Here is a 22,833-nt window from a genome sequence, read left to right as displayed (position 1 = left end):
TCAGGCCGACGCAGACGCCCGCTGGCAGATGAAGCTCGACAGTTCCTGCCGCAGCGGCAGGCCGGTCGTCGGGCGCAGCGGCCCGTCATGCGCGACATTGGTTTCGACATGGGCCCGCGTGTCGGCCACGCCGACGACATGGAACAGGTCGCGCTCGCAATCCAGCTCGGTGCGGGCATAGACGAAGCGGTCGCCGCGCTGCTGGCGCAGGATCGCGATGATCGTGCCGGCGGCGGTGCGGCGCTGGCGCAGCACTTCGTAGCGCGACTGCGGGTCCGACGGGGTCGGGATCTCGACGCCTTCCAGTGGATAGCGTTCGATGCCGTTGCCCGCCACTTCCGTCTCGACCAGGTGGCGCAGGTCGACCGTGTTGTTCATCGTCGCCTGCGCTTCCGGCACGGACGAATTGCCACAGCCGGCCAGCAGCGCCCCGCCCAGCAGGGCGGCAGTCAATCGGATCATACGCAAAACCCTTGTTCCCGGAGAAAAACAGTCTCAGGAAATGTTGCTACGCAGCAATGTTCGAAGCGGAACGCTCAGCGCGAACGCAGCGCGCCCAGTGCCGTCATGAACGCGACGGCTCCCATGGCAAGGACGACGCCTCCGATATCTTCCCAGCCGAGCGCCAGCAGGCGGTCGAACCGGTCGGAATGCGGAAGGATCGCGCGGAAGGTTTCGAATGGAATAGTCATGGCGCGATGCAACATAAGCACTGAAAGCATCGTGAAAACCGCCAATTAGCCGAAATGGTCCGAGGACATCATATGTTACACGACCGCAAGCCAATGGTGCCGTTCGGGCAATGGAACTGACTTGCACGGCCCCCGCCCACGCCATACACCGTCATTCCGTTTATCGATAATGGGTGGGGTTTCATGTTCCGTACCGTCGCTGCCGTATTGCTCGCTTCCACTGCGCTCGCCGGGACGGCGCAGGCGCAGGCGCCCGCCCGTGCCGCCCCCCCGGTCAAGGCCGCGCCGCTGTCGGCGCTGGTCGCCCCGGTCAACATTCCCTACGAAAAGTTCACGCTGCCCAACGGCCTGACCGTCATCACCCATACCGATCGCAAGGCGCCGATCGTCGCGGTGTCGGTATGGTATGACGTGGGGTCGAAGCATGAGCCGGAGGGGAAGACCGGCTTCGCGCACCTGTTCGAACATCTGATGTTCAACGGGTCGGAAAATGCGCCGGGCGACTTTTTCGACCCGCTACGCTCGATCGGTGCGACCGACCTGAACGGCACCACCAGCTACGACCGCACCAATTATTTCGAAACCGTGCCGAAGGCGGCGATCGACCGCGCGCTGTTCCTCGAATCGGACCGCATGGGCTATCTGCTCGGCGCGGTGACGCAGGGCGTGCTCGATGAACAGCGCGGCGTCGTGCAGAACGAAAAGCGCCAGGGCGACAACCAGCCTTACGGCCTCGTCCGTTACAAGATGACCGAGGGCATCTTCCCGGTCGGCCACCCCTATCGCCATTCGGTGATCGGTTCGATGGCCGATCTCGACGCCGCCAGCCTCGAGGACGTGAAGAACTGGTTCCGCGGCCATTACGGCCCGAACAACGCGGTGCTGGTGCTGGCCGGCGACATCGACGCGAAGGAAGCGCGCCCGCTGGTCGAGAAATATTTCGGCAAGATCGCACGTGGGCCGGAATCGGTCCTGCCGAAGATCGAGGTGCCGACCCTCGCCGCGCCGGTGCGCGAGGTGATGAAGGACAATGTCGCCGCGACGATGATCATGAAGGTCTGGCCGGTGCCGGGGCTGAACGATCCCGACGCCCCGGCGCTGGACGTCGCGATGAGCGCGTTCGGCGGCCTCGCCTCGTCGCGGCTCGACAACGAACTGGTGAAGAAGGAAAAGCTGGCGGTGCAGGTGTCCGCCGGCGTCCAGTCGCTGGCACAGGCCGGCATGCTGATCGTCCGTGCGATCGTGAAGCCGGGCGTCGATGAAAAGCTGGTCGAGGCGAAGCTGGACCAGATGATCGCCGATTATTTGCGCACCGGTCCGAGTGCCGACGAAGTGGCGCGCGTCGCCACGACGCAGGTGTCGAGCACGATCGGCGGGCTGGAATCGGTCGGCGGCTTCGGCGGCAAGGCGGTGACGCTGGCGTCGGGCGAGCTGTATTCGAACGATCCGGGCTTCTATAAAAAGGAGCTTAACGCGCTGGCGACGATGACGCCGGACCGCGCCCGCGCCGCTGCGCAGAAATGGATGTCGCGCCCGGCCTATACGCTGATCGTCGAGAAGGGCGAGCGCGAGGGCTATGAGGAGGCGAAGGCGGTCGCCGCCGCGCCGGCGACACCGGCCGCCCCCGAAACGCCGTTCAAGGGCACGCGCGGCGCAATGCCGGGCGTCGCCGACACCGGCACCGCGCTGCAATTCCCGAAGGTCACGCGCAGCCGCCTGTCGAACGGCATGGAGCTGGTCTATGCCCAGCGCACCGCCGTGCCGGTGACGCAGGTGTCGATGGTGTTCGACGCCGGCACCGCCGCCGATGTGGCCGGCAAGCTCGGCACCGCGGGCATGACTCTGTCGCTGATCGACGAAGGCACCACCACCCGCGATTCGATCGCGATGGCGGAGGCCAAGGAAAAGCTCGGTATGCAGATGAGCGGCGGCAATTCGGCCGATCAGACGACGATCGGCTTCGAAGCGCCCAGCGCCAATCTGAACAGCGCGACGATGCTGTTCGCCGACGTGCTGCGCAACCCGGCGTTCGACGCGAGCGAGCTGGAGCGGGTGCGCGGGCAGGTGCTGGCGCAGATCGGGCAGCAGCGCACCAACCCGCAGGGGCTGGCCGACATGACGCTGCCGCCGCTGCTCTACGGCGCGGACAGCCCCTATGCGAAGCTCGCGGCGGGCGTCGGCGATCCGGCGGCGGTCATGGCAATGAAGCGCGAGGACCTGGTCGCATGGCGGGGTGCATGGTTGCGCCCGGACAAGGCGAAGGTGTTCGTCGTATCCGACCGTCCGCTGGCGGAAGTGCAGCGGGCGCTGAACGCCTCGTTCGGCAACTGGCAGGCGACCGGAGTCGCCGGCACCAAGAGCTTCCCGGCACAGCGCGCCACCACCACGCCGAAGATCGTGCTGGTCGACCGGCCCAATTCGCCACAGTCGCTGATCGTCGCCGGTCAGATGACGCCGGTACAGGCCAAGTCGGACACGCTGGCGGCGACCACCGCCAATACCGTGCTCGGTTCGGGCTTCCTCAGCCGCATCAACATGGACCTGCGTGAGGCGAAGCACTGGTCCTATGGCGCGCGCGGCGGGTTCCAGCTGATGCAGAACGCCGTGCCCTATGTCATCAATGCCCCGGTGCAGGCCGACAAGACCGGCCCGGCGATCGCGTCGCTGCGCGAACAGATCAACGGCTTCCTGGGACCGAACGGCGTGACGCCGGTCGAATTCCGCCGCTCGATCGATGGCGAGACGCGGCAGCTGGCCGGAACCTACGAAACCTCCGGCGCGGTACTCGGCGCGATGCGGGCCAACGACTTCCTCGGCCGCCCGGACGATTACCAGGCGACCCTGCCGCAAAAATATCGTGCGCTGACCACGGCCCAGCTTGACGCTGCGGCACGCGCGGCAATCGACCCCAATCGCTTCGTCTATGTGGTGGTCGGCGATGCGAAGGTCGTCCGTCCGCAGCTTGACGGGCTGGGCCTGCCGGTGGAGGTGGTGTCGGCAACGCCGCCGTCCGCCCCGGTCGCGGCGAAGTAAGGAGAGCGAACATGGCGAATGTCGATGGCAGCTGGAACACGATCACCAAGTCGCCGATGGGCGACCAGCAGGCGACGCTGACCGTCAAGAGCGACGGCGGCACCTTCACCGGCAGCTATTCCGGCGCGATGGGGTCGACCGAGATCACCGACGGCAAGGTCGATGGCGACAAGCTGTCGTGGAAGGTCGCGATCGTCGTACCGATGCCGATGACGCTTGACTGCGAAGCGACCGTCGATGGCGACACCATCTCCGGCACGGTCGGGGCGGGTGCGTTCGGCAGCTTTCCGATGGCGGGCAACCGCGTCGGCTGAACGTCGGTGACGTGACAGAAACGGCCCGTCCGCAGACGATGCGGGCGGGCCGTTTTGCGTTGGGGAGGGCATACCCCCTCGCGCGAACCGTATCCCCGCGCAGGCGGGGATCCAGGGTAACGAAGCGCGACGATTGTGGCCCTGGACCCCCGCCTGCGCGGGGGTACGCGAAGCGGCGCGGACGCAGGCGACGGCCGTGTCCCTAGACCCCCGCCTGCGCGGGGTACGTGATCTGCAAGGTTGGTCCTGGCCTCAACCCCACCGTCACCCCGGATCAAGTCCGGGGTGACGGCAACGGGCCAAGCCTACTCCGCCGCCTCAGCCTCGATCTCCGGCAACCCGGCCGTCCTGGGCTTCTCCCCCGGCTCGGGCGCATAACCGGTCAGCAACCGCGCGCCCCGGCCATAGGTGAACCACGACCACGCCCAATGGACGTACACCGACACCCGGCTGCGAAAATCGACCAGCAGCATCAGGTGGACCAGCGACCACGCCAGCCACGCGATAAAGCCCTTGAGCTTCAGCCCGGCAATCTCCGCCACCGCCCGCGACCGGCCGATCACCGCCATCGTGCCATAGTCGCGATAGCGGAACCGCTCCGGCGCCGACCGTCCGGCGACCCGCGCAGCGATCAGCTTCCCGACGAACTTCCCCTGCTGCTTGGCGACCGGCGCCAGGCCGGGCAGGGGGCCGTCGCCGGCATCGAAGCTCGCCACGTCGCCGATCGCGAAGATCGTCGGATGGCCCGGTATCGAACAATCGGGCATCACCTTCACCGCGCCGTTCTTCGCCGCATCCGCCGCCAGCCACTTCGCGGCCGGTCGCGCTTCGGTCCCTGCCGCCCATAGCACGGCGGCGGCATCGATCCGCTGGTCGCCGACGGTCAGCCCGCGTTCGTCGATCGCTTTCACCGCCTCGCCGGTCCGTACTTCGACGCCGAGCGACTCGAGCATCTCGCGCGCCGACTGCGACAGCGGCGGATCGAACGCGGTCAGGATGCGGTCGCCCATCTCGCACAGCACGACCCGCGCCCGGCGCGGATCGATAGAGGCGAAGTCGCGCGCCAGGGTCGTGCGCGCCAGCTCGGCGATCGTCCCGGCCAGTTCCACCCCGGTTGGCCCGCCGCCGACCACCGCGAAGGTCAGCAGCCGCTGCCGCTCCGCCGGATCGTCGCATTGCTCGGCGCGCTCGAACGCACTCAGCAACGCCGCACGGATCGCCAGCGCATCGTCGATCGATTTCAGCACATAGGCATGCTCGCGCCACTGGTCGTTGCCGAAGAAGCTGTACGCCGCGCCGGTCGCCAGGATCAGGTAATCGAACGGCAACCGCCGCCCATCGGCCAGGCAAAGCTTGCGCGCAGCGGCATCGACCCCGCTCGCCTCCGCCATCAATATCCGCGTATTCCTGTTGCGACGCAGCAGCGCGCGATTGGCGGTGGCGATGTCCGCCGGGGACAGCGCGGCGCCCGCCACCTGATACAGCAAGGGCTGGAACAGGTGATGGTTGGTGCGGTCGATCAGCACGATCTCGGCGTCCGCCGTGCGTAGCGCCTGGGCCGCGGCGATGCCACCGAAGCCGGCGCCGACGATGATGATCCGGGGTCGCATACGCTGTTCGTCCTCCGATTCGCGTGTGGGATCGTCCTTCCCAACCCATCGCGGCGCCAATCGTTGCGACCGGGCTGCCCCGCCGCCGCGCGACCCTTGCCACATTGTCACCATGGTCCGGGCGGCTCCGCCATGGTTCGTTCATGTGGGCGACAGATACCGTTGCCCTGGGGCAACAGTATCCGATTTCGTGACGCACATGTTGCAATGCGATGCAACACTTCCCCGGTTTTCGGGTTCAGAGGGGCCACGGATAAACCGGCGCGCGTTCGATGCCGGGACCGTAAACGCTGATGAGGTTTTGTATGCGTAAGCTTTTCACCTTCGCCGCAGCCGCGGCTGCCTTCGTCGCAGCCCCCGCCTTCGCGCAGGACATGTCGACCACGTCGCAGGACACGACGACCACCGAACCGGCCCCCGCCGTGACCGCGCCCGACGGCACCAGCGGCATCGGCTTCGAACCCTATGTCGCGATCATGGGCGGCTGGGAACAGTTCGATTCGGAGCGCACCGACGCCGGCATCCCGCTGGTCCCGCGCAACGACAAGCTGAACGGCGCGCTGGTTGAAGGCATTGTCGGCTTCAACGTGCCGCTGGGCCCGGTGTTCGTCGGTGCCGAAGGCAGCGTCTCGAAGGGCGTGTCGGGCGACATCGATTGGGATTACGGCGCAGCCGGCCGCTTCGGCGTCCGCGCGGGTGACTCGGGCCTGATCTACGGCAAGGTCGGCTATCGCTGGGTCAATTTCGACCGGTTCGGCAACGACAGCCGCGACTATCACGAAATGACCTACGGTGCCGGTTTCGAAGTCGGCCCGAAGGACATCGGCCTCGGCGGCATCACCGGCAACTCGGGCGTCCGCCTGCGCGGTGAAGTGTCGACCTTCGGTTCGGCGCACAGCTTCCGCCCGATGCTGGGTCTGACGACCCACTTCTAAGCATCGTGCCAGTTCGGGCGGGTCCGGCGTATCGGGACCCGCCCCGGTAAATGCGTATCGCGAAAGGCTCCGGGCGGGTTCGTCCGGGGCCTTTTGTTTTGGGCGGTTGCAACAATGATCCCCGCGGAGGCGGGGAAGCTTCTAGTACCCCATACAGAATGGGGCTATCCGCGCGTAAGGCGCGGAAAGACTGTCGTAACGGAAGCGCCGCCGGCTAGCCCTCCTGCGCTCTTAGCCGTTCCAACTTCTACCGAAGTTGCCGGGCTGGATTCTGCTGGCGTGTGCCTGGATTTCGTTAGGAAATCTGAAGTCCACCACCGATGCAAATCGATCAACGCACGCACAGTACGGTAGCGTCGTCGGGCGTTCCTATTGGTGTGGAAAGGGCCACAATCCAGCATGGCTCGACAATATGCGGCCGCAGCACGCTTGTCCGCCACTACCATATAAAACGTTACAAAAAAACGATTGTCGCCAGCGTGCTGGGGTAAACGACTGCGATGGATGCACTGGTTTGAAGGGATCAACAAGGGGGGCAGGGCGAAGGGGCTGGTCGAGATGCTAGGCACCTGATGGCGAAAGGCGGAAAGGCGCGTCGTCTACGGTAAGGGCATTGGTATGCACGAAAAGGCCGCCGGGCGTGAACCCGACGGCCTTTTCCCGTAGGACCGCTGTGCCGCGGTTATTCCTCGACCGTCACCCGCCCGTTGCGGACGATCATGCCGCGCTCGGCCATTTCCTTGCGGAAGTCATGCTTGGCGTCGGCGATTTCGCGGCGATATTCCGCCCAGGCGTCTTCGCGATCGGCGGCATCATCGGCGCGGGCCAGATCCTTGCGCAACTCGCGCTTCGCCTCCGAAATGTCGGTCTTGTAATCCAGATAATAGGGGTTGTAGTCCGAATAGACCGGGACCGTCCGGCGATCCTTAGCCAGCGAAGGCGTCGCGATGACCGCAGTAGCGGCGGCGGCGATCAACAAAGTCGTGCGGTTCATGGGGGTTCTCCCTTTTCCTGAACTTGCCGACGTACAACCCGTATTTGGTGAACGCGGTTCCTTCATCTGGCGTTCACCTTGGGCGCGCGGGGCCAGTACCCTTGCGAACTGATGTCGTGCTTCCGATGTTGTTCGCCATGGCGGGACGGGTAAAACGCAAGGCGGGACTGGCGGCGGCGGAGGCGCTTGCCGCCCGCACCGAAGCGCCGCTCGCCTGCGCACTCTGCGACCGACCGATCGGTAGCCAGGTCGAATGGCACCATCGCGTGCCCAAAAGCGAAGGCGGGCGCGAGACGGTGCCGGTCCACCCGATCTGCCACCGCACCATCCACGCCAGCGCCACCAACGCCGAACTCGCCGGCCCGCTCGCCGACATCGACGCGCTGCGGGCCGTCCCGGCGGTCGCGAAATTCGTGAAATGGGTCGCTGACAAACCCGCCGACTTCCGCGTGCCGGTCCGGCGGCGGCGGTAGGGAGCATTGTATCGGCCGAAGTTCGGGACTTACAGCTACTAGCGTTCGTCATCCCCGCGCAGGCGGGGATCCATATACGCAACGTTTGCGCCTCTAGCATGACCGCCGGCGGCTATGGATTCCCGCCTACGCGGGAATGACGGAGAGGGGGGCAGCACCTGCGGCTTCCCCCTGTCCTACACGTCCGCCCTTTGCCATCGTGCTGCCGGGTCGTCGCGACCCCGGCTCTTTGACAGGTAGAACCGCACCACGCGCAAATAGCGTACGAGTGTGAACTTAGTGAACTTTGGACGGCGGATACGGGCAGGGCGCATGCCGTCGAATGGCTCTGGGGAGCCCCGTCAGGGCACCGTGACGCCAAGGATCATGCGACAGCGCAAACAGCGTGGCGAGTGTGAACTTAGTGAACTTTGGGCGGCCGGCATGGGCAAAGCCCATGCCGTCGGACGGCGCTTTCGGCGCCGCCGGCCGGCCGCGCCTTGAGGCTCGGGGCAGCGTTCGCTGCCCCTTGCCCGGCGCGGCCCCGGCGCAGCTTACTCTGCCGCCACGCCCCCGAACATATCACCCATGCCGGTCGCTTCCTCATTCGCCGGCGCCGCGACCTTGGCCTTCTGGCGCTTGTCGAAGCCGTCCCAGACCTCGTTCCAATTGCCGCGCGTCGCCGCCTTCGAATACTCCGTCGCGCGCTGTTCGAAGAAGTTGGCGTGCTCGACACCGTTCAGCAGCGGTGCCAGCCACGGCAGGGGGTGTTCGTCGATCAGGTAGATCGGCTTCATGCCCAGCTGCCCCAGCCGCCAGTCGGCGATGTAGCGGATGTACTTCTTGATCTCCTTCGCGGTCATCCCGTGGACCGGCCCCATTTCAAAGGCGAGATCGATGAAATTATCCTCCAGCCGCACCGTCGTCTGGCACATGTCGGCAATGTCGTCGCGCACCGCACGCGTCATGCAGTCGCGTTCCTTGCAGAAGGCGTGGAACAGCTTGATGATGCCCTCGCAGTGCAGGCTCTCGTCGCGGACCGACCACGACACGATCTGCCCCATGCCCTTCATCTTGTTGAAGCGCGGGAAGTTCATCAGCATCGCGAACGACGCGAACAGCTGCAATCCTTCGGTAAAGCCGCCGAACATCGCCAGCGTCTTGGCAATGTCCTCGTCGGTATCGACCCCGAAATTCTGCAGATAGTCGTGCTTGTCCTTCATCTCGCTATATTCGAGGAAGGCGCCATATTCGCTCTCGGGCATGCCGATCGTGTCGAGCAGATGGCTGTACGCCGCGATGTGCACCGTCTCCATGTTGGAGAAGGCGGCGAGCATCATCTTGATCTCGGTCGGCTTGAAGATGCGGCCATATTTTTCGTGGTAGCAGTCCTGCACCTCGACGTCCGCCTGGGTGAAGAAGCGGAAGATCTGGGTCAGCAAGTTGCGCTCGTGCGGGGTCAGCTTCTGCGCCCAGTCGCGGCAATCCTCGCCCAGCGGCACCTCTTCGGGCATCCAGTGGATCTGCTGCTGGCGCTTCCAGAAATCGAACGCCCAGGGGTATTCGAACGGCTTGTACTGCTTGCGGGCTTCGGTGAGCGACATGGGGTTACTCCGGGGAAACTTGGGTTTGTCTTGAAATTCTGTGGTGCTCCCGCGCAGGCGGGAGCCTAGGGTCGCGAACGTCGTCGCTTGCGGCTCTGGACCCCCGCCTCCGCGGGGGTACGGTCGGGTCGGTTCATGGCGCGCTGCTCCACGACCATTGCGCGATGCCGAAGATCGTCAGGATGATGCCGAGCGCCAGCGCCATCATCCCCGTCATGCCATGGGCATAGCGGCTCTGCTGTGTCGCGCGCGACTTCAAACGCAACAGCAGCCACAGCCCGACCCCGCCCGATACCAGCGCGACCGACAACATGATGAGGACGTTCGCGGTCATGCGACCAACGGCGCGGACGTGCGTTTCACCGCCGCCCCCAACGGAGGAATATCATGGCCGATCTCAGCAACATCAAGGAACATGCCGAAGTCATCGGCGCCGACGGCGTCCATGTCGGCACGGTCGACCGCGTCGAAGGCGACCGGATCAAGCTGACCAAGAAGGACAGCGGTGCCGAGGTCGAAGGCGCCGAACCGAGCCATGCCGGCCACCACCATTATATCGACGGCGGCCTCGTCGCCGAGGTCGAGGGCGACACCGTCCGCCTGTCCGCCAACGCCGATGTCGCGGTGACCTTCGAAACCGAAGAGGACGGCAGCGCGATCTGATGCCGTGCGGCGCGCGGCCTGGCTGCGCGCCGCCACCCGTTCCGCCGGATGCCGACCGAACGCTCCGCATCCGGCGGCAACGCCGGGCGTCACGCCCCCAGCAGCCATGCCATCAACGCGCCGCCGATGCCGGCGATGCCGCCGAACCAGAGCGCATTCGTCTTGAACGGGCGATGCGCGCCGAACGGTTCGTTGATCGGGTCCTTGCCCCCGCTCGCCAGTATCTTGCGACGACGCGCCTCGAACGCCTCGACCTGCTTTGGCTGCGCGTACATCCATGCCAATACCGGGCCAAGGATTACGGCGAACACAAAGAACAGCAGGATCGGCATCGGTAGCTCCTCTTGGTCGATCGTGGTTCGGAAGGTCGGTGGCATCCTGTACCGCCACGCCGTCAGACGGGGCGGCTGTGCCGCCCCGCTGTCCGCCGTGGCGAGTGTTCGATTTGCTCACGCAAATCGAAGCCGCCCGCTTATTGACAGGCCAGGCACTCGTCATAATCCGTGCTCTCGCCCAGATCGAACTTGGCCAGCTCCGACGTATTGTCCGCCTCGACCCCGCCGGCGAACCCCGCGCGCTGCACCGACTTCGACCGCAGGTAATAGAGCGATTTGATGCCCAGCTCCCACGCACGATAGTGGAGCATCAGCAGGTCCCACTTCTCGACATCGGCGGGGATGAACAGGTTCAGCGACTGCGCCTGATCGATGAACGGTGCACGGTCGCCTGCCAGCTCGAGCAGCCAGCGCTGGTCGATCTCGAAGCTGGTCTTGTACGTGTCCTTCTCTTCTTGGCTGAGGAAGTCGAGATGCTGGACCGATCCGCCGCGCTCGAGGATCGAGTTCCACACCGCGTCGCTGTTCTTCGACTTCGCGATCAGCAGCTTTTCGAGATAGGGGTTCTTGACCGACCACGAACCCGACAGCGTCTTGTGGGTATAGATGTTGGCGGGGATCGGTTCGATGCACGCGCTCGTCCCGCCGCAGATGATGCTGATCGACGCGGTCGGCGCGATCGCCATCTTGCAGCTGAACCGCTCCATCACGCCCATGTCGGCCGCGTCGGGGCAGGGGCCACGCTCGTTGGCGAGGTGCATCGACGCCTCGTTCACCTGCGCATTGACGTGGCGGAAGATCTTCAGATTCCACGCCTTCGCCATCGCCCCTTCGAACGGCAGCCCGCGCGCCTGCAGGAACGAGTGGAAGCCCATCACGCCCAGCCCGACCGACCGCTCGCGGCTCGCCGAATAGCGCGCGCGGGCCATTTCGTCGGGCGCACGCTCGATATAGTCGGTCAGGACGTTATCGAGGAAGCGCATCACGTCCTCGATGAAGCGCTTGTCGCCGTTCCATTCGTCCCAGGTTTCGAGGTTCAGCGACGACAGGCAGCACACCGCGGTGCGGTCGTTGCCGAGGTGATCCTTGCCGGTCGGCAGCGTGATCTCGCTGCACAGGTTCGACGTGGAGACCTTCAGGCCCAGATCGCGGTGGTGCTTCGGCATCGTGTTGTTCACATGGTCGCTGAACACGATGTACGGCTCGCCGGTCGCCAGGCGGGTCTCGACCAGCTTCTGGAACAGCGAACGCGCATCGACCTTGCCACGGACCGACCCGTCCTTGGGGCTTTTCAGCTCCCATTCGGCACCGTCGCGCACCGCTTCCATGAACGCGTCGGGGATCAGCACGCCATGGTGCAGGTTCAGCGCCTTGCGGTTGAAGTCGCCGCTGGGCTTACGGATTTCGAGGAACTCCTCGATCTCCGGATGGCTGATGTCGAGATAGCAGGCCGCCGACCCACGCCGTAGCGACCCCTGCGAAATGGCGAGCGTCAGCGAATCCATCACGCGGACGAACGGGATGATGCCGCTGGTCTTGCCGTTCAGCCCGACCGGCTCACCGATGCCACGCACGCTGCCCCAATAGGTGCCGATGCCGCCGCCGCGCGACGCCAGCCACACATTCTCGTTCCACGTCTCGACAATGCCTTCCAGGCTGTCGGGGACCGAGTTCAGATAGCAGCTGATCGGCAGGCCGCGCCCGGTGCCGCCGTTCGACAGGACCGGCGTGGCGGGCATGAACCAAAGCTTCGAGATATAGTCGTACAGCCGCTGGGCATGCTCGGCATCATCGGCATAGGCCGACGCCACGCGCACGAACAGGTCCTGGTACGATTCGCCGGGCAGCAGGTAGCGGTCCTTCAGCGTATCCTTGCCGAAATCGGTCAGCAGCGCGTCGCGCGAATGATCGACCTCGACCGCGTGGAGCAGCGCGTCGACCGTGCGGCTGTTGCGCTCGGGGGCCGGGGCGGCGGGTGCCGGATCGGCGAATTGCAGTTCGTTCATCTGGGCGTCCTGACTATCCTGAAAGGTCATCGTCCCGCTTTCCTGTGTTCGGCCGGGGCGTCATGTCGCCCCCAAAAATCGGCTTGTCGCTGGTCCGAACGGCACCCGGCAACGCGAAAGTAGCGTCACCGGCTCCGGTCGACTGAATACCATGTGTAGCGGTTGTCCCGCCATGGGCACTACTAATTGTAGGAAATTGGCGGACGCGCAAGCGGCTAAATTTTTACGGTCGGCGCGGAACCGGGGCTTGGCCGAACGCCGTCATGCCGCGACGCGCGGACCTCTGCCGCTTCCCCGAAATGCAAGTGGCAAATGGGGCATGCACGCTATTTTTTCGATGCGACATGGCGTGCAAAGCCGGACCGCTGGTGATGCCGGGGATGACGCCGTGCCACGAGTCGGCTGGACGCTCCGGGCCATGTCACCGAAGAGGGCGCGGCGCCATCAGCCACCGGCGGGTCCGCTCCCCCAAGCGGTGCGGTCAACCAGGCAAGCGGAGCCGTCTCGCCACGCGCGCCTGCCAAGCCAGCAGCAGCGGCACGACGATCAGCTCGATGCACAGCCCGACCGCATGGCCCGTCGATGGCGGGCCAAGGATGACGAGCGACCAGAGCCGTGCCAGCCCACCCAGCACGACCATCATCCCCAACAGCCGGAACCGTGCCGTCTTGCGCTCGATGCCGGGCACGCAGCTGGCGAAGGCGATCCCCATGCCGAGGAACAGGCCGGACAGGTATCGGAAATGGCTATCCAGATCGGTGGCGGGTGCCGGTTGCAGCCATGCGGCACCAAGCAGGATGCCGGTCAGCGACGCGCCGAACGGCACGATGCATACCAGCGCGACCGCCGCCTGCAACAGCGTGCGCTCACGCGCCGGCGTCACGTCCGCTCGCGCTCCAGCAGTTCGGCGCGCACCCGGATCGCATGGACCGACAGGCGCACTTCGAACAGGAACCACACCAGTCCGCCGATCAGCAGCACCATCGACAGGACGAAACTGATCGCCACCGCCTTGCCGAGGCCGAGGTCGAGCAGTTCGGCGATGAACAGCATCGCGACCACGGTACAGTTGGCGACCGCCGACAGCACGACCAGGAACACCGCATTGTTGATGATGCGGATCCGCCGGTCGAGCAGGCGCAGTTCGAACACGTGGCGGGCATGTTCGGGGCCGGTCGAGCTAGGATGCAGCTTTTCGAGGTCGCGCGCCCGGTCGACGATCCGCGCCAGGCGCCCGACCATGACGTTCAGGATCGCGCCGATCCCGGCGAGCAGGAAGACCGGCGCGATGGCGGTCTGGATCGTCTTGGCGACGGTCGACAGGACGGGTTCGAATTCCACCGGGGCGGTATGCCTCGCCCCTCCGATGGCGGCAAGGCCGCGAGATCCGCACTATGGTCCAAAATGCGCGCAGGTTACGGCTACCGGATCGTAAGAGGTTCGTGGCATTGCCCTTTCCATGCTGTTGCCCGCCACCGCCAATGCCCCGAACACCCGCGTCGCCGACGGTATCGCCGAAGCGGTCGACACGGTCGCCGCCCAGGCCGCCGAAACCCACCGCTTCCTGCGCCGGCAATGGTATGTCGCGGCAGTCGAAAGCTATGGCGGCGATGCCCGCACGCTGGTGGTCGAACGCGACGGCCGCCCGGTCATCGCGCTGCCGCTGGTCGGGCTGGGCCCGAAGCCGGTCGGACTGGGACAGGTTCCGGGCTGCTACTGGCCGTTTCGCAGCGGCCCGGTCGCGGCCGATGCGGACGCCGCCGACTTCGCCGCGCTGCTGGACGGGGCACGGCGGGCGACGCGCGGCTTCCGGCTCGGCCCGGTCTATGACGACGATCCCCTGCTCGCCGGATTGCAGGATGCCGCCGCGGCGAAGGGCTGGCGCGCCCTGCCGCGCTTCATCGCCGACAGCTATCTGCTCGACATGGCGGCACAGCAGGCGGACGGTGCGTGGCCACGCAATTCGACGCTGCGCAAGAACCGGTTCAACGAAAAGCATCTGGCGTCGCACGGCACGCCGGACTGGTCCTTCATCTCCGGCGCGGACTGGACGCTCGACGCCTTCGATGCCCTCGCCGCCGTCGAAGATGCGAGCTGGATCGCGACGCGCACCGATGGCCGGGATGCGAAGTTCACCACCGGTGGGCATGGCCGGTTCTGGCGGCGGCTGGTCGCCGATCCGGTCTTGGCCGACATGCTCTGGGCGGCGCTGCTGCGCATCGACGGCGAACCCGTGGCATTCTCGTTCGACCTCAATGCCGGCACGCTGAAATATGCGATCGCCAACAGCTATGACACCCGCGTCGCCAAGCACTCGCCCGGACGGCTGCTCTATTACCGCAACCTCGTCCGCGCGCTGGCCGACGGCATCACCCGGGTGGACTGGGGCGCGGGCGACAGCGGGTACAAGCGGACCATCGGTGCCGATCGCGGCCCGGCGATCCGCGACTGGCTCTTCCTGCCCCCCGGCCTGCCGGCACTGCTCGGGCGGCTGTTCGCCCGGCGCTGGGCGGGCAGCGGGCACCGGACAGTCGCCGATGCGGAGGGCGAGGGCGACGGTTGACGCCGCCGTCCGTCCGGCATCGCATGGGGCCGCTCCGCATCGACCCCCGCTGCGATCCTGAGTAGCATTGCGCATGACCGGCGAATCAGGACCATCCGACGCCATCACGCCCCGGCCGCACGCCGGGGCGGTCCCCGCCGTTCGACCGCTCCATGCGCTGCGGATGGTTCCGCGCATCCTCGGCTATGGCCTGCTGATCTACTTCCTCGCGGTCGTGATGCTGTGCGGCGGGCAATGGTTCGGCGGCACCGAACTGATGTGGGTGGCGAATCCGATCGCGGTCGCGATATTGATCCGCTATTCCCGGCGGCATTGGCCTTTGCTGCTGGCCGTCACCGGCGTGGCGCTGGTGACTGCCAATGCGTGCCATTATTCCGACACGGCCTCGATCATGGGCTATGGCGCGATCGACCTGATCGGTATCACCGCCGTCGCATCGGCGATACGCGTGGCCCATCCCGATCCGCGCCTGTTGCGCGGTTATGTCACCATCGTCCTGATCGCGCTGGCCGGCGCGGTCCTGGTCACAGCGCTGTTCGTGCATTTCCGGCTGCTCCTGTCCGGCGCCGTCGAGACCCGCGACGTGATCCGCTGGTTCGCGGCCAATGCCATGGGGCTGATCGTGCTGCTGCCCGCGCTCAAGGCGACGCGACAGGGGCTGTCGGAGGAGATCGGCATCCTGTCGTTGCCGATCGTGCTGGTAATGGCGGTCACCATCGGGCTCGCCGGGCTGTTGTTCACCGTCAACACCTATCCGGTGCTGTTCCTGCTGCTGCCCTGTGGTGTGTTCGCGGCGCTGCTGTATCGCTTTGCCGGCGCGGCGGCATCGACCATCGCGATCAGCAGTATCGCGATCGTCTGCACGTTGCAGGGGGTCGGGCCGATCGCCCGGCTGCTGGTGCCCGCACCGGACCGCATCCTCTATCTTCAGCTCTTCATCGCCGCGTTTACCCTGACCGCCTTTCCCGTCGCCGCGCTGGTGTACGAACAATGGCTCGCGCTCACCGAAATCCGCGAGAATGAACGGCATCTGCGGCTGCTGGCCGATCATTCGACCGACCTGATCATCCGCCTGGGGCCGGATGGCCTGCGCCGTTACGCGTCGTCGGGGTCGCAACAGCTGCTCGGCTACCCGCCCGATCAACTGCTGGGGCAGAGCCCGTTCCAGCTGATCCACCCGGACGACCGCGACCGGGTGCAGCGGGCGCTGGAGGGACTGAAACCGGCCGGGCCCAGCGTCGTCGTCCGCTATCGCATGCTGCATCGCGACGGCCATTATCTGTGGCTGGAAGGCGCGTTCCGGATGGTCGGCGACGATCCCGCGCGTGCCGAGGTGATCGGCTCGATCCGCGACATTGCCGAGCGCCGCGCGGCCGAGGGCGGGGCCGTCACCTCGTTCGATGAGCTGGAGGAACAGCAGCGCTTGCTCGCGATGGCGGAAAGTGCCGCCGGGATCGGCCATTGGCGGCTGAACCTCGCCGACTGGCGCCTGTTCTGGTCGCCCGAGGTCTTTCGCATCCACGGGCTGGACGGGCCGCCGGAGCCCGGCATCGCCAGCGCGATCCACCATTATCATCCCGACGACCGGGTGAAGGTACGCAGCCGCATCGGCATGGCGATCGGGCAGGGCGGTTCGTTCGAATTCGATGCCCGCATCGTCCGGGCGGACGGGGAGATTCGCTGGGTCCGGTCGCGTGGCCAAGCCGAAACCGCGCCGGGTGCGGGGATCGTCGGGCTGTTCGGCGTGTTCCAGGACATTACCGAACATGTCGCGGCGATCACCGACCTGCGCGCCGCGCGCGAGGAGGCGGAGCGGGCGCTGGCCGCGAAGGAAACCTTCACCGCTACGATCAGCCATGAAATCCGGACGCCGCTGACCTCGATCCTCGCCGCGGTCCAGCTGCTGCGCGACACGCCGGATCGCACCGAACGGATGCGGCATCTCGATTCGCTGGAAACCGCCGGACGCTCGCTGTCGGCGATCGTCGACGACGTGCTGACCTTCTCCAAGCTGGAGGGCGGGCATGGCAGTCCGGAGGCGATCGCCTTCGAACCCCGTCAGCTGTTGCAGACCGTCGCCGAACTCTTCGCGGCCGAAGCGCGCCGACATGCCCTCTCGATCGAGCTGGACGCTGCCCCCGGCCGGGTGATCGGCGATCCGGCGCGATTGCAGCGGGTGTTGACCAATCTGGTCGGCAATGCCGTGAAGTTCACGCGCACCGGAACGATCGCCATTTCCGCCACGCGCGAGGGCGGGGACCGCTGGCGGTTCCAGGTCACCGATACCGGGGTCGGCATCCGCGGCGACCGCCTCGACGCGATCTTCGAACCGTTCGTACAGGCCGATGCGTCGACGACGCGCAGCTATGGCGGCACCGGGCTCGGCCTCAGCATCAGCCGGATGCTGGTCGAATCGATGCAGGGCGCGATTCAGGTCGCCAGCGCGCCGGGCGCCGGATCACGCTTCTGGTTCGACATTCCGCTGCCCCCGGCAACGGCGACGACGGACGATGCGGACGGCGCGTCGATCGACGGCGGCGCGTCGTCGGTGCCGGCGGCCACCAATGCGATGACGGTGCTGGTCGTCGAGGACAATGACATCAACCGCTATCTGCTGGCCGAAATCGTCCGGCGACTGGGGCACCATGTCGTCTCGGTCGAAAACGGCGCGCGCGCGGTCGAATATGTCACCGCGCCGGTCGGCAATCCGGTGGACCTGGTGCTGATGGACGTGCAGATGCCGGTAATGGACGGGCTGGCCGCGACGCGTGCGATCCGGGCATGGGGCGGGGCGGGGGCCACCGTCCCGATCCATGCGATCACCGCCGACCTGTCGACCGAACGCCGCGCCGACATTGCGCAGGCGGGCATGAACGGCGTGCTGACCAAGCCGGTCGACATGGCGCAGCTCAGCACCTTGCTCAATCACCGGGCCGCCGCGCCCGGCCGACCGTCGGCCGGGACACCCGATGCCCGCCCGATCGATCCGCAGCGTATCCGCGCGCTGACCGACGTGCTGGGCGCGGAACAGCGCAACACGTTGCTGTCGTTGCTGATCGAGGATGCCCGCCGCGTACCGGACCGGTTGCGCACGTTGCTCGCCCATGGCCGCAACAACCTTGCCCGGCGGGAGGCGCATGCCTTTCAGGGGGCAGCGGCCAGCATGGGGGCGGCGCCGCTGATCGCCGCGCTGGCGGAGATCGAGAAGATCGACGACGATGCTACGGTCGATCCGCGGCTGATGGAACGGATCGACGATTGCGCGCGCGACGTGATCAACGCCGCCCGCGCCGCCATGGAGGAGGCGGCCTGAACGGATCAGTTCTCCGCGTCGAACGCCTGTAGCGCCAGTACCGCCTGCGTCCGGTTGCTGACGCCCAGTTTGCGAAAGATCGCCGACAGGTGCGATTTCACCGTCGGTTCGGCCAGTTGCAGGTCATAGGCGATCTGCTTGTTCTGATGCCCATTCACGATCGCGCGGAGCACGCGAAGCTGCGCGATCGAAAGGGTGCCGACACGTTCGGCCAGGTCGACGCGGTGGTCGCTGAGCGACGTCTCCGCAATGCCCTCCGGCAGCCAGCTCTGCCCGTCCAGCAACGCGCGGATCGCGCCGACCATCTGGTCGATCGACGAGGATTTCGGAATGAAACCCTTCGCACCCAGCGCCTGTGCCTGGGCGACGATGGCCGGCTCCTCGCGACCGGAAACGATGGCGATGGTCGCCGCCGGCCGGATCGCGCGCAACACCGCCAGACCGGCGAACCCCTGTACGTCGGGCAGCATCAGGTCGAGCAGGATCAGGTCGTAATCGGTCCGCCGAACCTGTTCCTCGGCTTCCGCCAGGGTCGTCACGCAGTCCTTGGTGATCCCCGGATCGACCGCCCGCGCCGCCATTCCCAACGCCGTCGCGCACATCGGATGATCGTCTGCGACCAGAATATGCGGCATTTACAATCCCTTGTCCGGGTGCTGGTCGACCAGCGATGGGCGTGACCCTACACTATTGCAACAGCCCCTAACAACGGCTTGCCGTAACGGCCGTACGCCGAATGCATTAGTTCGCAACCGGACGTCCTGCAAAATCTTCACGAAGTACCTGTTCGATCGGGCGATCGATGCCCCGCGTCAGTGCTGCCGGGACGGTCACCGCAAATCCCCGATCGACCAATCCGTCGATCGCCCAGCGCACGCAATAGTCCGCCGCAACGCCGACGACGATCGCCTGCCCGACGCCTTGGTCGCGCAGATCGGCGAAGAATGTGTCGCGCGGGACGGGAGGCAGTTCGTTCCTCGGATCGTGCAGCATCAGCCCGTCTTCGGCCCACATGTCGAACACGCCCTTTTCCAGCGTCCGGCAGGGGATCGTCGCCGGCACCGCCAGCGGGTCGAGCAGGTTGCGCCACCCCGGTGTGCCCTTGACGCAGTGGATCGGGAACAGCTTCGCTTCCGGACTGTCGGGATAGGTTTCCGCATAATGCGTGTCGAAGGTGAAGATGATCGCCGCCGTATCCGCTTCGGTTCGTTGCGCAAGCCATCGGGCCAGCGGTGCGACGATCGCCTCTGCGCCGGGGACGGGCAGGGCGCCATCGGGCAGCATGAAATCGGCCTGGGTATCGACCACGATGATCAGATCACGCATCGGAACGGTCCTCCTGCCGCTTTACATATTCGCTAATCGGATATATGTAAAGCGGATGGAAGACGCGGGGTTCCTCGATCGCTATGATCCGGCGGACTATGATCGGCCATCGGTAGCGGTCGACTGCGTTGCGCTCGGGATGATCGACGGCACGTTGGGCGTCCTGCTGGCCCGGCGGGATCGTCCGCCCTTCGCCGGCGACTGGGCGCTTCCCGGGGGTTTCGTCGGCATCGACGAATCGCTGGAGGCGGCGGCCGGGCGGGTGCTGCACGACAAGGCCGGCTTGTCCGGCGGTTCGCCCGAACAGGTCCATTGCTTCGGCGCGGTCGATCGCGATCCCCGGATGCGGATCATCAGCATCGCCTACCGTGTCCTGCTCGATCCCGCGCGGATGGCGGCAGTGCGGCTTCGCGACGATCAATGCTGGGCGCCGCTCGATCCGGCGGGGCGGCGGGACGTGCGGCTGGCGTTCGACCATGATCGCATCGTCGCGCTGACGCTGGATCGGTTGCGGGCCACGATCGACGACGCCGCCTTTGCCCTGCTGCCCGAACGCTTCACCCTGCGCGAGTTGCAGGCGGTCCACGAAGCGGTGCTCGGCCGCCCCCTCAACAAGCCCGCCTTCCGCCGCCGCATGCTGGAACGCGGCGTGCTCCACCCGACCGGAACGTTCGAAACGGGACGGGCCTTCCGCCCCGCCGAGTTGTATATCCACATCCCAAAAGGCCCCCCATGGTAATGACCGACATCGCGACCCGGGTATGGAACCATGGCTGGCGGCTCGACCCGGTCGTGCGCAGCCTGCTCGACACCGATTTCTACAAGCTGCTGATGGTGCAGATGATCCGCGAGGTGCATCCGGACGTCCGCGCGACCTTTGCCGTGATCAATCGCAGCAAGTCGGTGCGGTTGGCCGAGGTCATCGACGAAGGCGAACTCCGCGCGCAGCTGGACCATGCCCGTACGGTCGGTTTTTCCAAGCAGGAACTGATCTGGCTGGCGGGTAACAGCTTCTACGGCGTCGAGCGGATGTTCGCGCCGGGTTTCATCGACTGGCTCAGCCGGTTTCGGCTGCCCGACTATGAGCTGTCGGTGCGCGATGGCCAGTATGAACTGCATTTCGACGGTCCCTGGGCCGAAACGTCGCTGTGGGAGATTCCGGCGCTTGCCATCCTGAACGAACTCCGCGCGCGGGCGGCGCTGCGCGACCATGGCCGGTTCGCGCTGGACGTGACCTATGCCCGGGCGAAGGCGCGATTGTGGGACAAGGTCGAGCGGCTGCGCACGCTGCCCGATCTGGTCCTGTCGGACTTCGGCACCCGCCGGCGCCACGGCTTCCTGTGGCAGCGCTGGTGCGTCGAGGCGTTGCAGGAGGGGCTGGGCAGCCGGTTCGTCGGCACCTCCAACGTGCTGCTGGCGATGCAGGCGGGGGTCGAGGCGATCGGCACCAATGCGCACGAACTGCCGATGGTGGAGGCGGCGCTGTCCGACGACGATGCGGGGATCGCCGCCGCGCCCTACCGTGTGCTGGAGGAATGGCGACGGCATTATGGCGGCAACCTGCTGATCGCCTTGCCCGATGCGTTCGGGACGACCGCGTTCCTGCGCAACGCGCCACACTGGCTGGCGGACTGGACCGGCTTCCGCCCCGACAGCATGCCACCGATCGAGGGGGGCGAACAGATATTGCGCTGGTGGCAGGAACAGGGCGTCGATCCCCGGTCCAAGCTGCTGATCTTTTCCGACGGGATGGACGTCGACAGCATCCTGAAGACCTATCAACATTTTCACGGACGCGTGCGCATGAGCTTCGGCTGGGGCACCAACCTCACCAACGATTTCCGCGGCTGCGACCCGTTGGGGGGCGAGGGGCTGGAGCCGATCTCGCTGGTATGCAAGGTCATCAGCGCCAATGGGCGTCCGGCGGTCAAGCTGTCGGACAATCCGGCCAAGGCGACCGGCGATCCGTCAGATATCGCCCGTTACCTCCGCATCTTTGGCGAGGGCGGCCGGGTGGCGAGCCCCGTCGCGGTATAGCGGGGGGAACGTCCCGCGCGTCCCGGGCATTGAGGGAACGAGGAGAGCGACGATGCCCGATCCCAAGACCCCGACCGATGGCGATGCCAACCTGTCGGTCGATCACCAGCGCGACGGCGACGCCCGCCGCCCGAGCGACACGCTGGACCGCGAGCAACCGCACACGCCCGCCGAAGACGACCCGCCGCGCAAGTCGGCGCTGACCTGAGCGGCGTCAGACCCGGACGTAGCGGAAATACCAGACTTCGTGGCCCTGCCGCCGGGCTTTGCGTTCGTAGCGGGTTTCCGGCCAGTCGGCGGGGCGGGTCAGGAAGTCGGCGGCGGTTTGTGCCTGCCACACGAAGTCGCGGCGCTGGTCCATGATCATCATCGCCCAGCGGCAATAGGTCGGGTCGTCGGTGCCGAGGCGGAACTCGCCGCCCGGCCGCAGCTTGCGTGCGATCAGGTCCATGGGCCCATGGTTCATCATGCGGCGCTTGGCATGGCGCGCCTTGGGCCAGGGATCGGGGTGGAGCAGATAGACGCGCTCGAGGCTGCCATCCGGGAAGCGTTCGATCACCTCCAGCGCGTCGCCCATGTGCAGGCGGACATTGGCGAGTTCGTCGTCGCGGATATGGTTCAGCGCGCCGACCACTCCGTTCAGGAACGGTTCGCAGCCGACAAAGCCGTGATGCGGGCGGGCACCGGCCTGTCCGGCGAGATGTTCGCCCGCGCCGAAGCCGATCTCCACCTCGACCGGGCGGTCGTCGCCGAACAGCACATGCGAATCGAGCGGTCCGGTATCGGGGACGGAGACCTGCGGCAGCAGTTCCTCGACCAGCGCGGCCTGGCCCTGGCGCAGCTTGTGGCCCTGACGACGGCCATAGAGGCGGCGAATGGTGGTGGGATCGTTCATCGCGGCGCTCCTACCCGCCCGGGCGGCGTGTCGACAAGGAGCTTCCGCGCGGGCCGGGGGT

At 66.4% G+C, this 22,833-nt stretch carries 23 protein-coding genes; 10 read left to right on the top strand and 13 right to left on the bottom strand.

What is annotated here, in order from left to right; translation table 11 throughout:
- The gene (locus PPZ50_RS14040; protein WP_066689489.1) at window positions 1–462 is read right to left on the bottom strand and encodes a hypothetical protein; all 462 of its coding nucleotides are present in this window, start codon (window positions 460–462) and stop codon (window positions 1–3) included.
- Between the two features lie 74 nt (window positions 463–536).
- Window positions 537–692 carry a hypothetical protein gene (locus tag PPZ50_RS14035; protein WP_157092699.1) on the bottom strand — a complete coding sequence of 52 codons (156 nt, stop codon included), beginning with the start codon at window positions 690–692 and terminating at the stop codon, window positions 537–539.
- Window positions 693–875: 183 nt separating this feature from the next.
- Here PPZ50_RS14035 and PPZ50_RS14030 point away from each other — a divergent pair, with 183 nt between their 5' ends.
- Complete coding sequence (locus tag PPZ50_RS14030) at window positions 876–3,725, top strand: M16 family metallopeptidase (protein WP_272815334.1); 2,850 nt, start codon at window positions 876–878, stop codon at window positions 3,723–3,725.
- Between the two features lie 11 nt (window positions 3,726–3,736).
- Window positions 3,737–4,039 (top strand): hypothetical protein, encoded by a 303-nt coding sequence (locus tag PPZ50_RS14025; protein ID WP_066689487.1) that lies wholly within the window; start codon window positions 3,737–3,739, stop codon window positions 4,037–4,039.
- Window positions 4,040–4,344: 305 nt separating this feature from the next.
- Here PPZ50_RS14025 and PPZ50_RS14020 read toward each other — a convergent pair whose 3' ends face one another.
- A complete protein-coding gene (locus PPZ50_RS14020) occupies window positions 4,345–5,649 on the bottom strand; it encodes an NAD(P)/FAD-dependent oxidoreductase (protein WP_272815333.1) in 1,305 nt (434 codons plus the stop codon).
- Window positions 5,650–5,954: 305 nt separating this feature from the next.
- Here PPZ50_RS14020 and PPZ50_RS14015 point away from each other — a divergent pair, with 305 nt between their 5' ends.
- A complete protein-coding gene (locus tag PPZ50_RS14015) occupies window positions 5,955–6,584 on the top strand; it encodes an outer membrane protein (protein WP_272815332.1) in 630 nt (209 codons plus the stop codon).
- A gap of 682 nt (window positions 6,585–7,266) precedes the next feature.
- On the opposite strand, the gene PPZ50_RS14010 is transcribed toward PPZ50_RS14015, so the two are convergent.
- Window positions 7,267–7,578 carry a hypothetical protein gene (locus PPZ50_RS14010; protein ID WP_066689484.1) on the bottom strand — a complete coding sequence of 104 codons (312 nt, stop codon included), beginning with the start codon at window positions 7,576–7,578 and terminating at the stop codon, window positions 7,267–7,269.
- A 125-nt stretch (window positions 7,579–7,703) separates the two neighbouring features.
- Here PPZ50_RS14010 and PPZ50_RS14005 point away from each other — a divergent pair, with 125 nt between their 5' ends.
- Window positions 7,704–8,051 carry an HNH endonuclease gene (locus PPZ50_RS14005; protein ID WP_241215437.1) on the top strand — a complete coding sequence of 116 codons (348 nt, stop codon included), beginning with the start codon at window positions 7,704–7,706 and terminating at the stop codon, window positions 8,049–8,051.
- A gap of 533 nt (window positions 8,052–8,584) precedes the next feature.
- Here the strand turns inward: PPZ50_RS14005 and PPZ50_RS14000 are convergent.
- Complete coding sequence (locus PPZ50_RS14000) at window positions 8,585–9,634, bottom strand: ribonucleotide-diphosphate reductase subunit beta (RefSeq protein ID WP_066689483.1); 1,050 nt, start codon at window positions 9,632–9,634, stop codon at window positions 8,585–8,587.
- Between the two features lie 133 nt (window positions 9,635–9,767).
- Window positions 9,768–9,968 (bottom strand): hypothetical protein, encoded by a 201-nt coding sequence (locus PPZ50_RS13995; protein WP_066689482.1) that lies wholly within the window; start codon window positions 9,966–9,968, stop codon window positions 9,768–9,770.
- A 53-nt stretch (window positions 9,969–10,021) separates the two neighbouring features.
- Here PPZ50_RS13995 and PPZ50_RS13990 point away from each other — a divergent pair, with 53 nt between their 5' ends.
- Window positions 10,022–10,297: a DUF2171 domain-containing protein gene (locus PPZ50_RS13990; protein WP_066689481.1), complete on the top strand. Its 276-nt coding sequence runs from the start codon at window positions 10,022–10,024 to the stop codon at window positions 10,295–10,297.
- An 89-nt stretch (window positions 10,298–10,386) separates the two neighbouring features.
- On the opposite strand, the gene PPZ50_RS13985 is transcribed toward PPZ50_RS13990, so the two are convergent.
- From PPZ50_RS13985 to PPZ50_RS13970, 4 genes are all read right to left on the bottom strand, one after another.
- Window positions 10,387–10,629 (bottom strand): hypothetical protein, encoded by a 243-nt coding sequence (locus tag PPZ50_RS13985; RefSeq protein ID WP_066689480.1) that lies wholly within the window; start codon window positions 10,627–10,629, stop codon window positions 10,387–10,389.
- A gap of 140 nt (window positions 10,630–10,769) precedes the next feature.
- Window positions 10,770–12,668: a ribonucleoside-diphosphate reductase subunit alpha gene (locus PPZ50_RS13980; RefSeq protein ID WP_066689479.1), complete on the bottom strand. Its 1,899-nt coding sequence runs from the start codon at window positions 12,666–12,668 to the stop codon at window positions 10,770–10,772.
- A gap of 451 nt (window positions 12,669–13,119) precedes the next feature.
- Window positions 13,120–13,521: a DUF4345 domain-containing protein gene (locus tag PPZ50_RS13975; RefSeq protein ID WP_066689478.1), complete on the bottom strand. Its 402-nt coding sequence runs from the start codon at window positions 13,519–13,521 to the stop codon at window positions 13,120–13,122.
- On the bottom strand, window positions 13,518–13,979 hold the full coding sequence (locus PPZ50_RS13970; protein ID WP_066689477.1) for a DUF2721 domain-containing protein: 462 nt from the start codon (window positions 13,977–13,979) through the stop codon (window positions 13,518–13,520). The genes PPZ50_RS13975 and PPZ50_RS13970 overlap by 4 nt, the downstream gene beginning before the upstream one ends.
- Before the next feature lie 118 nt (window positions 13,980–14,097).
- On the opposite strand from PPZ50_RS13970, the gene PPZ50_RS13965 reads away from it, so the two are divergent.
- Window positions 14,098–15,201, top strand: coding sequence for a GNAT family N-acetyltransferase (locus tag PPZ50_RS13965; protein ID WP_066689476.1), 1,104 nt, complete (start codon window positions 14,098–14,100; stop codon window positions 15,199–15,201).
- A gap of 73 nt (window positions 15,202–15,274) precedes the next feature.
- Window positions 15,275–18,514 carry an ATP-binding protein gene (locus PPZ50_RS13960; protein WP_272815331.1) on the top strand — a complete coding sequence of 1,080 codons (3,240 nt, stop codon included), beginning with the start codon at window positions 15,275–15,277 and terminating at the stop codon, window positions 18,512–18,514.
- 5 nt (window positions 18,515–18,519) lie between these two features.
- Here the strand turns inward: PPZ50_RS13960 and PPZ50_RS13955 are convergent, their stop codons facing one another.
- Both PPZ50_RS13955 and PPZ50_RS13950 read right to left on the bottom strand, forming a co-directional pair.
- Window positions 18,520–19,149 (bottom strand): response regulator transcription factor, encoded by a 630-nt coding sequence (locus PPZ50_RS13955; protein ID WP_272815330.1) that lies wholly within the window; start codon window positions 19,147–19,149, stop codon window positions 18,520–18,522.
- 106 nt (window positions 19,150–19,255) lie between these two features.
- Window positions 19,256–19,840 carry a cysteine hydrolase family protein gene (locus PPZ50_RS13950; protein ID WP_066689473.1) on the bottom strand — a complete coding sequence of 195 codons (585 nt, stop codon included), beginning with the start codon at window positions 19,838–19,840 and terminating at the stop codon, window positions 19,256–19,258.
- A gap of 55 nt (window positions 19,841–19,895) precedes the next feature.
- On the opposite strand from PPZ50_RS13950, the gene PPZ50_RS13945 reads away from it, so the two are divergent.
- The 3 genes from PPZ50_RS13945 to PPZ50_RS13935 are packed head-to-tail and all read left to right on the top strand — an operon-like array spanning window position 19,896 to window position 22,085.
- On the top strand, window positions 19,896–20,579 hold the full coding sequence (locus PPZ50_RS13945) for an NUDIX hydrolase (protein ID WP_066689472.1): 684 nt from the start codon (window positions 19,896–19,898) through the stop codon (window positions 20,577–20,579).
- Window positions 20,573–21,877 carry a nicotinate phosphoribosyltransferase gene (gene pncB, locus PPZ50_RS13940; protein WP_066689471.1) on the top strand — a complete coding sequence of 435 codons (1,305 nt, stop codon included), beginning with the start codon at window positions 20,573–20,575 and terminating at the stop codon, window positions 21,875–21,877. Before PPZ50_RS13945 ends, pncB begins: the two co-directional genes overlap by 7 nt.
- 52 nt (window positions 21,878–21,929) lie before the next feature.
- Window positions 21,930–22,085 carry a hypothetical protein gene (locus PPZ50_RS13935; protein ID WP_164523833.1) on the top strand — a complete coding sequence of 52 codons (156 nt, stop codon included), beginning with the start codon at window positions 21,930–21,932 and terminating at the stop codon, window positions 22,083–22,085.
- 6 nt (window positions 22,086–22,091) lie between these two features.
- Here the strand turns inward: PPZ50_RS13935 and trmB are convergent, their stop codons facing one another.
- Complete coding sequence (gene trmB / locus PPZ50_RS13930; protein WP_066689470.1) at window positions 22,092–22,772, bottom strand: tRNA (guanosine(46)-N7)-methyltransferase TrmB; 681 nt, start codon at window positions 22,770–22,772, stop codon at window positions 22,092–22,094.
- Between the last annotated feature and the right edge of the window lie 61 nt (window positions 22,773–22,833).

Source organism: Sphingomonas hankookensis (genome assembly GCF_028551275.1).
GTDB lineage: Bacteria > Pseudomonadota > Alphaproteobacteria > Sphingomonadales > Sphingomonadaceae > Sphingomonas > Sphingomonas hankookensis_A.
Note: the sequence above shows the minus strand (reverse complement) of the source record. Positions and strands in the feature narration are given on the sequence as shown.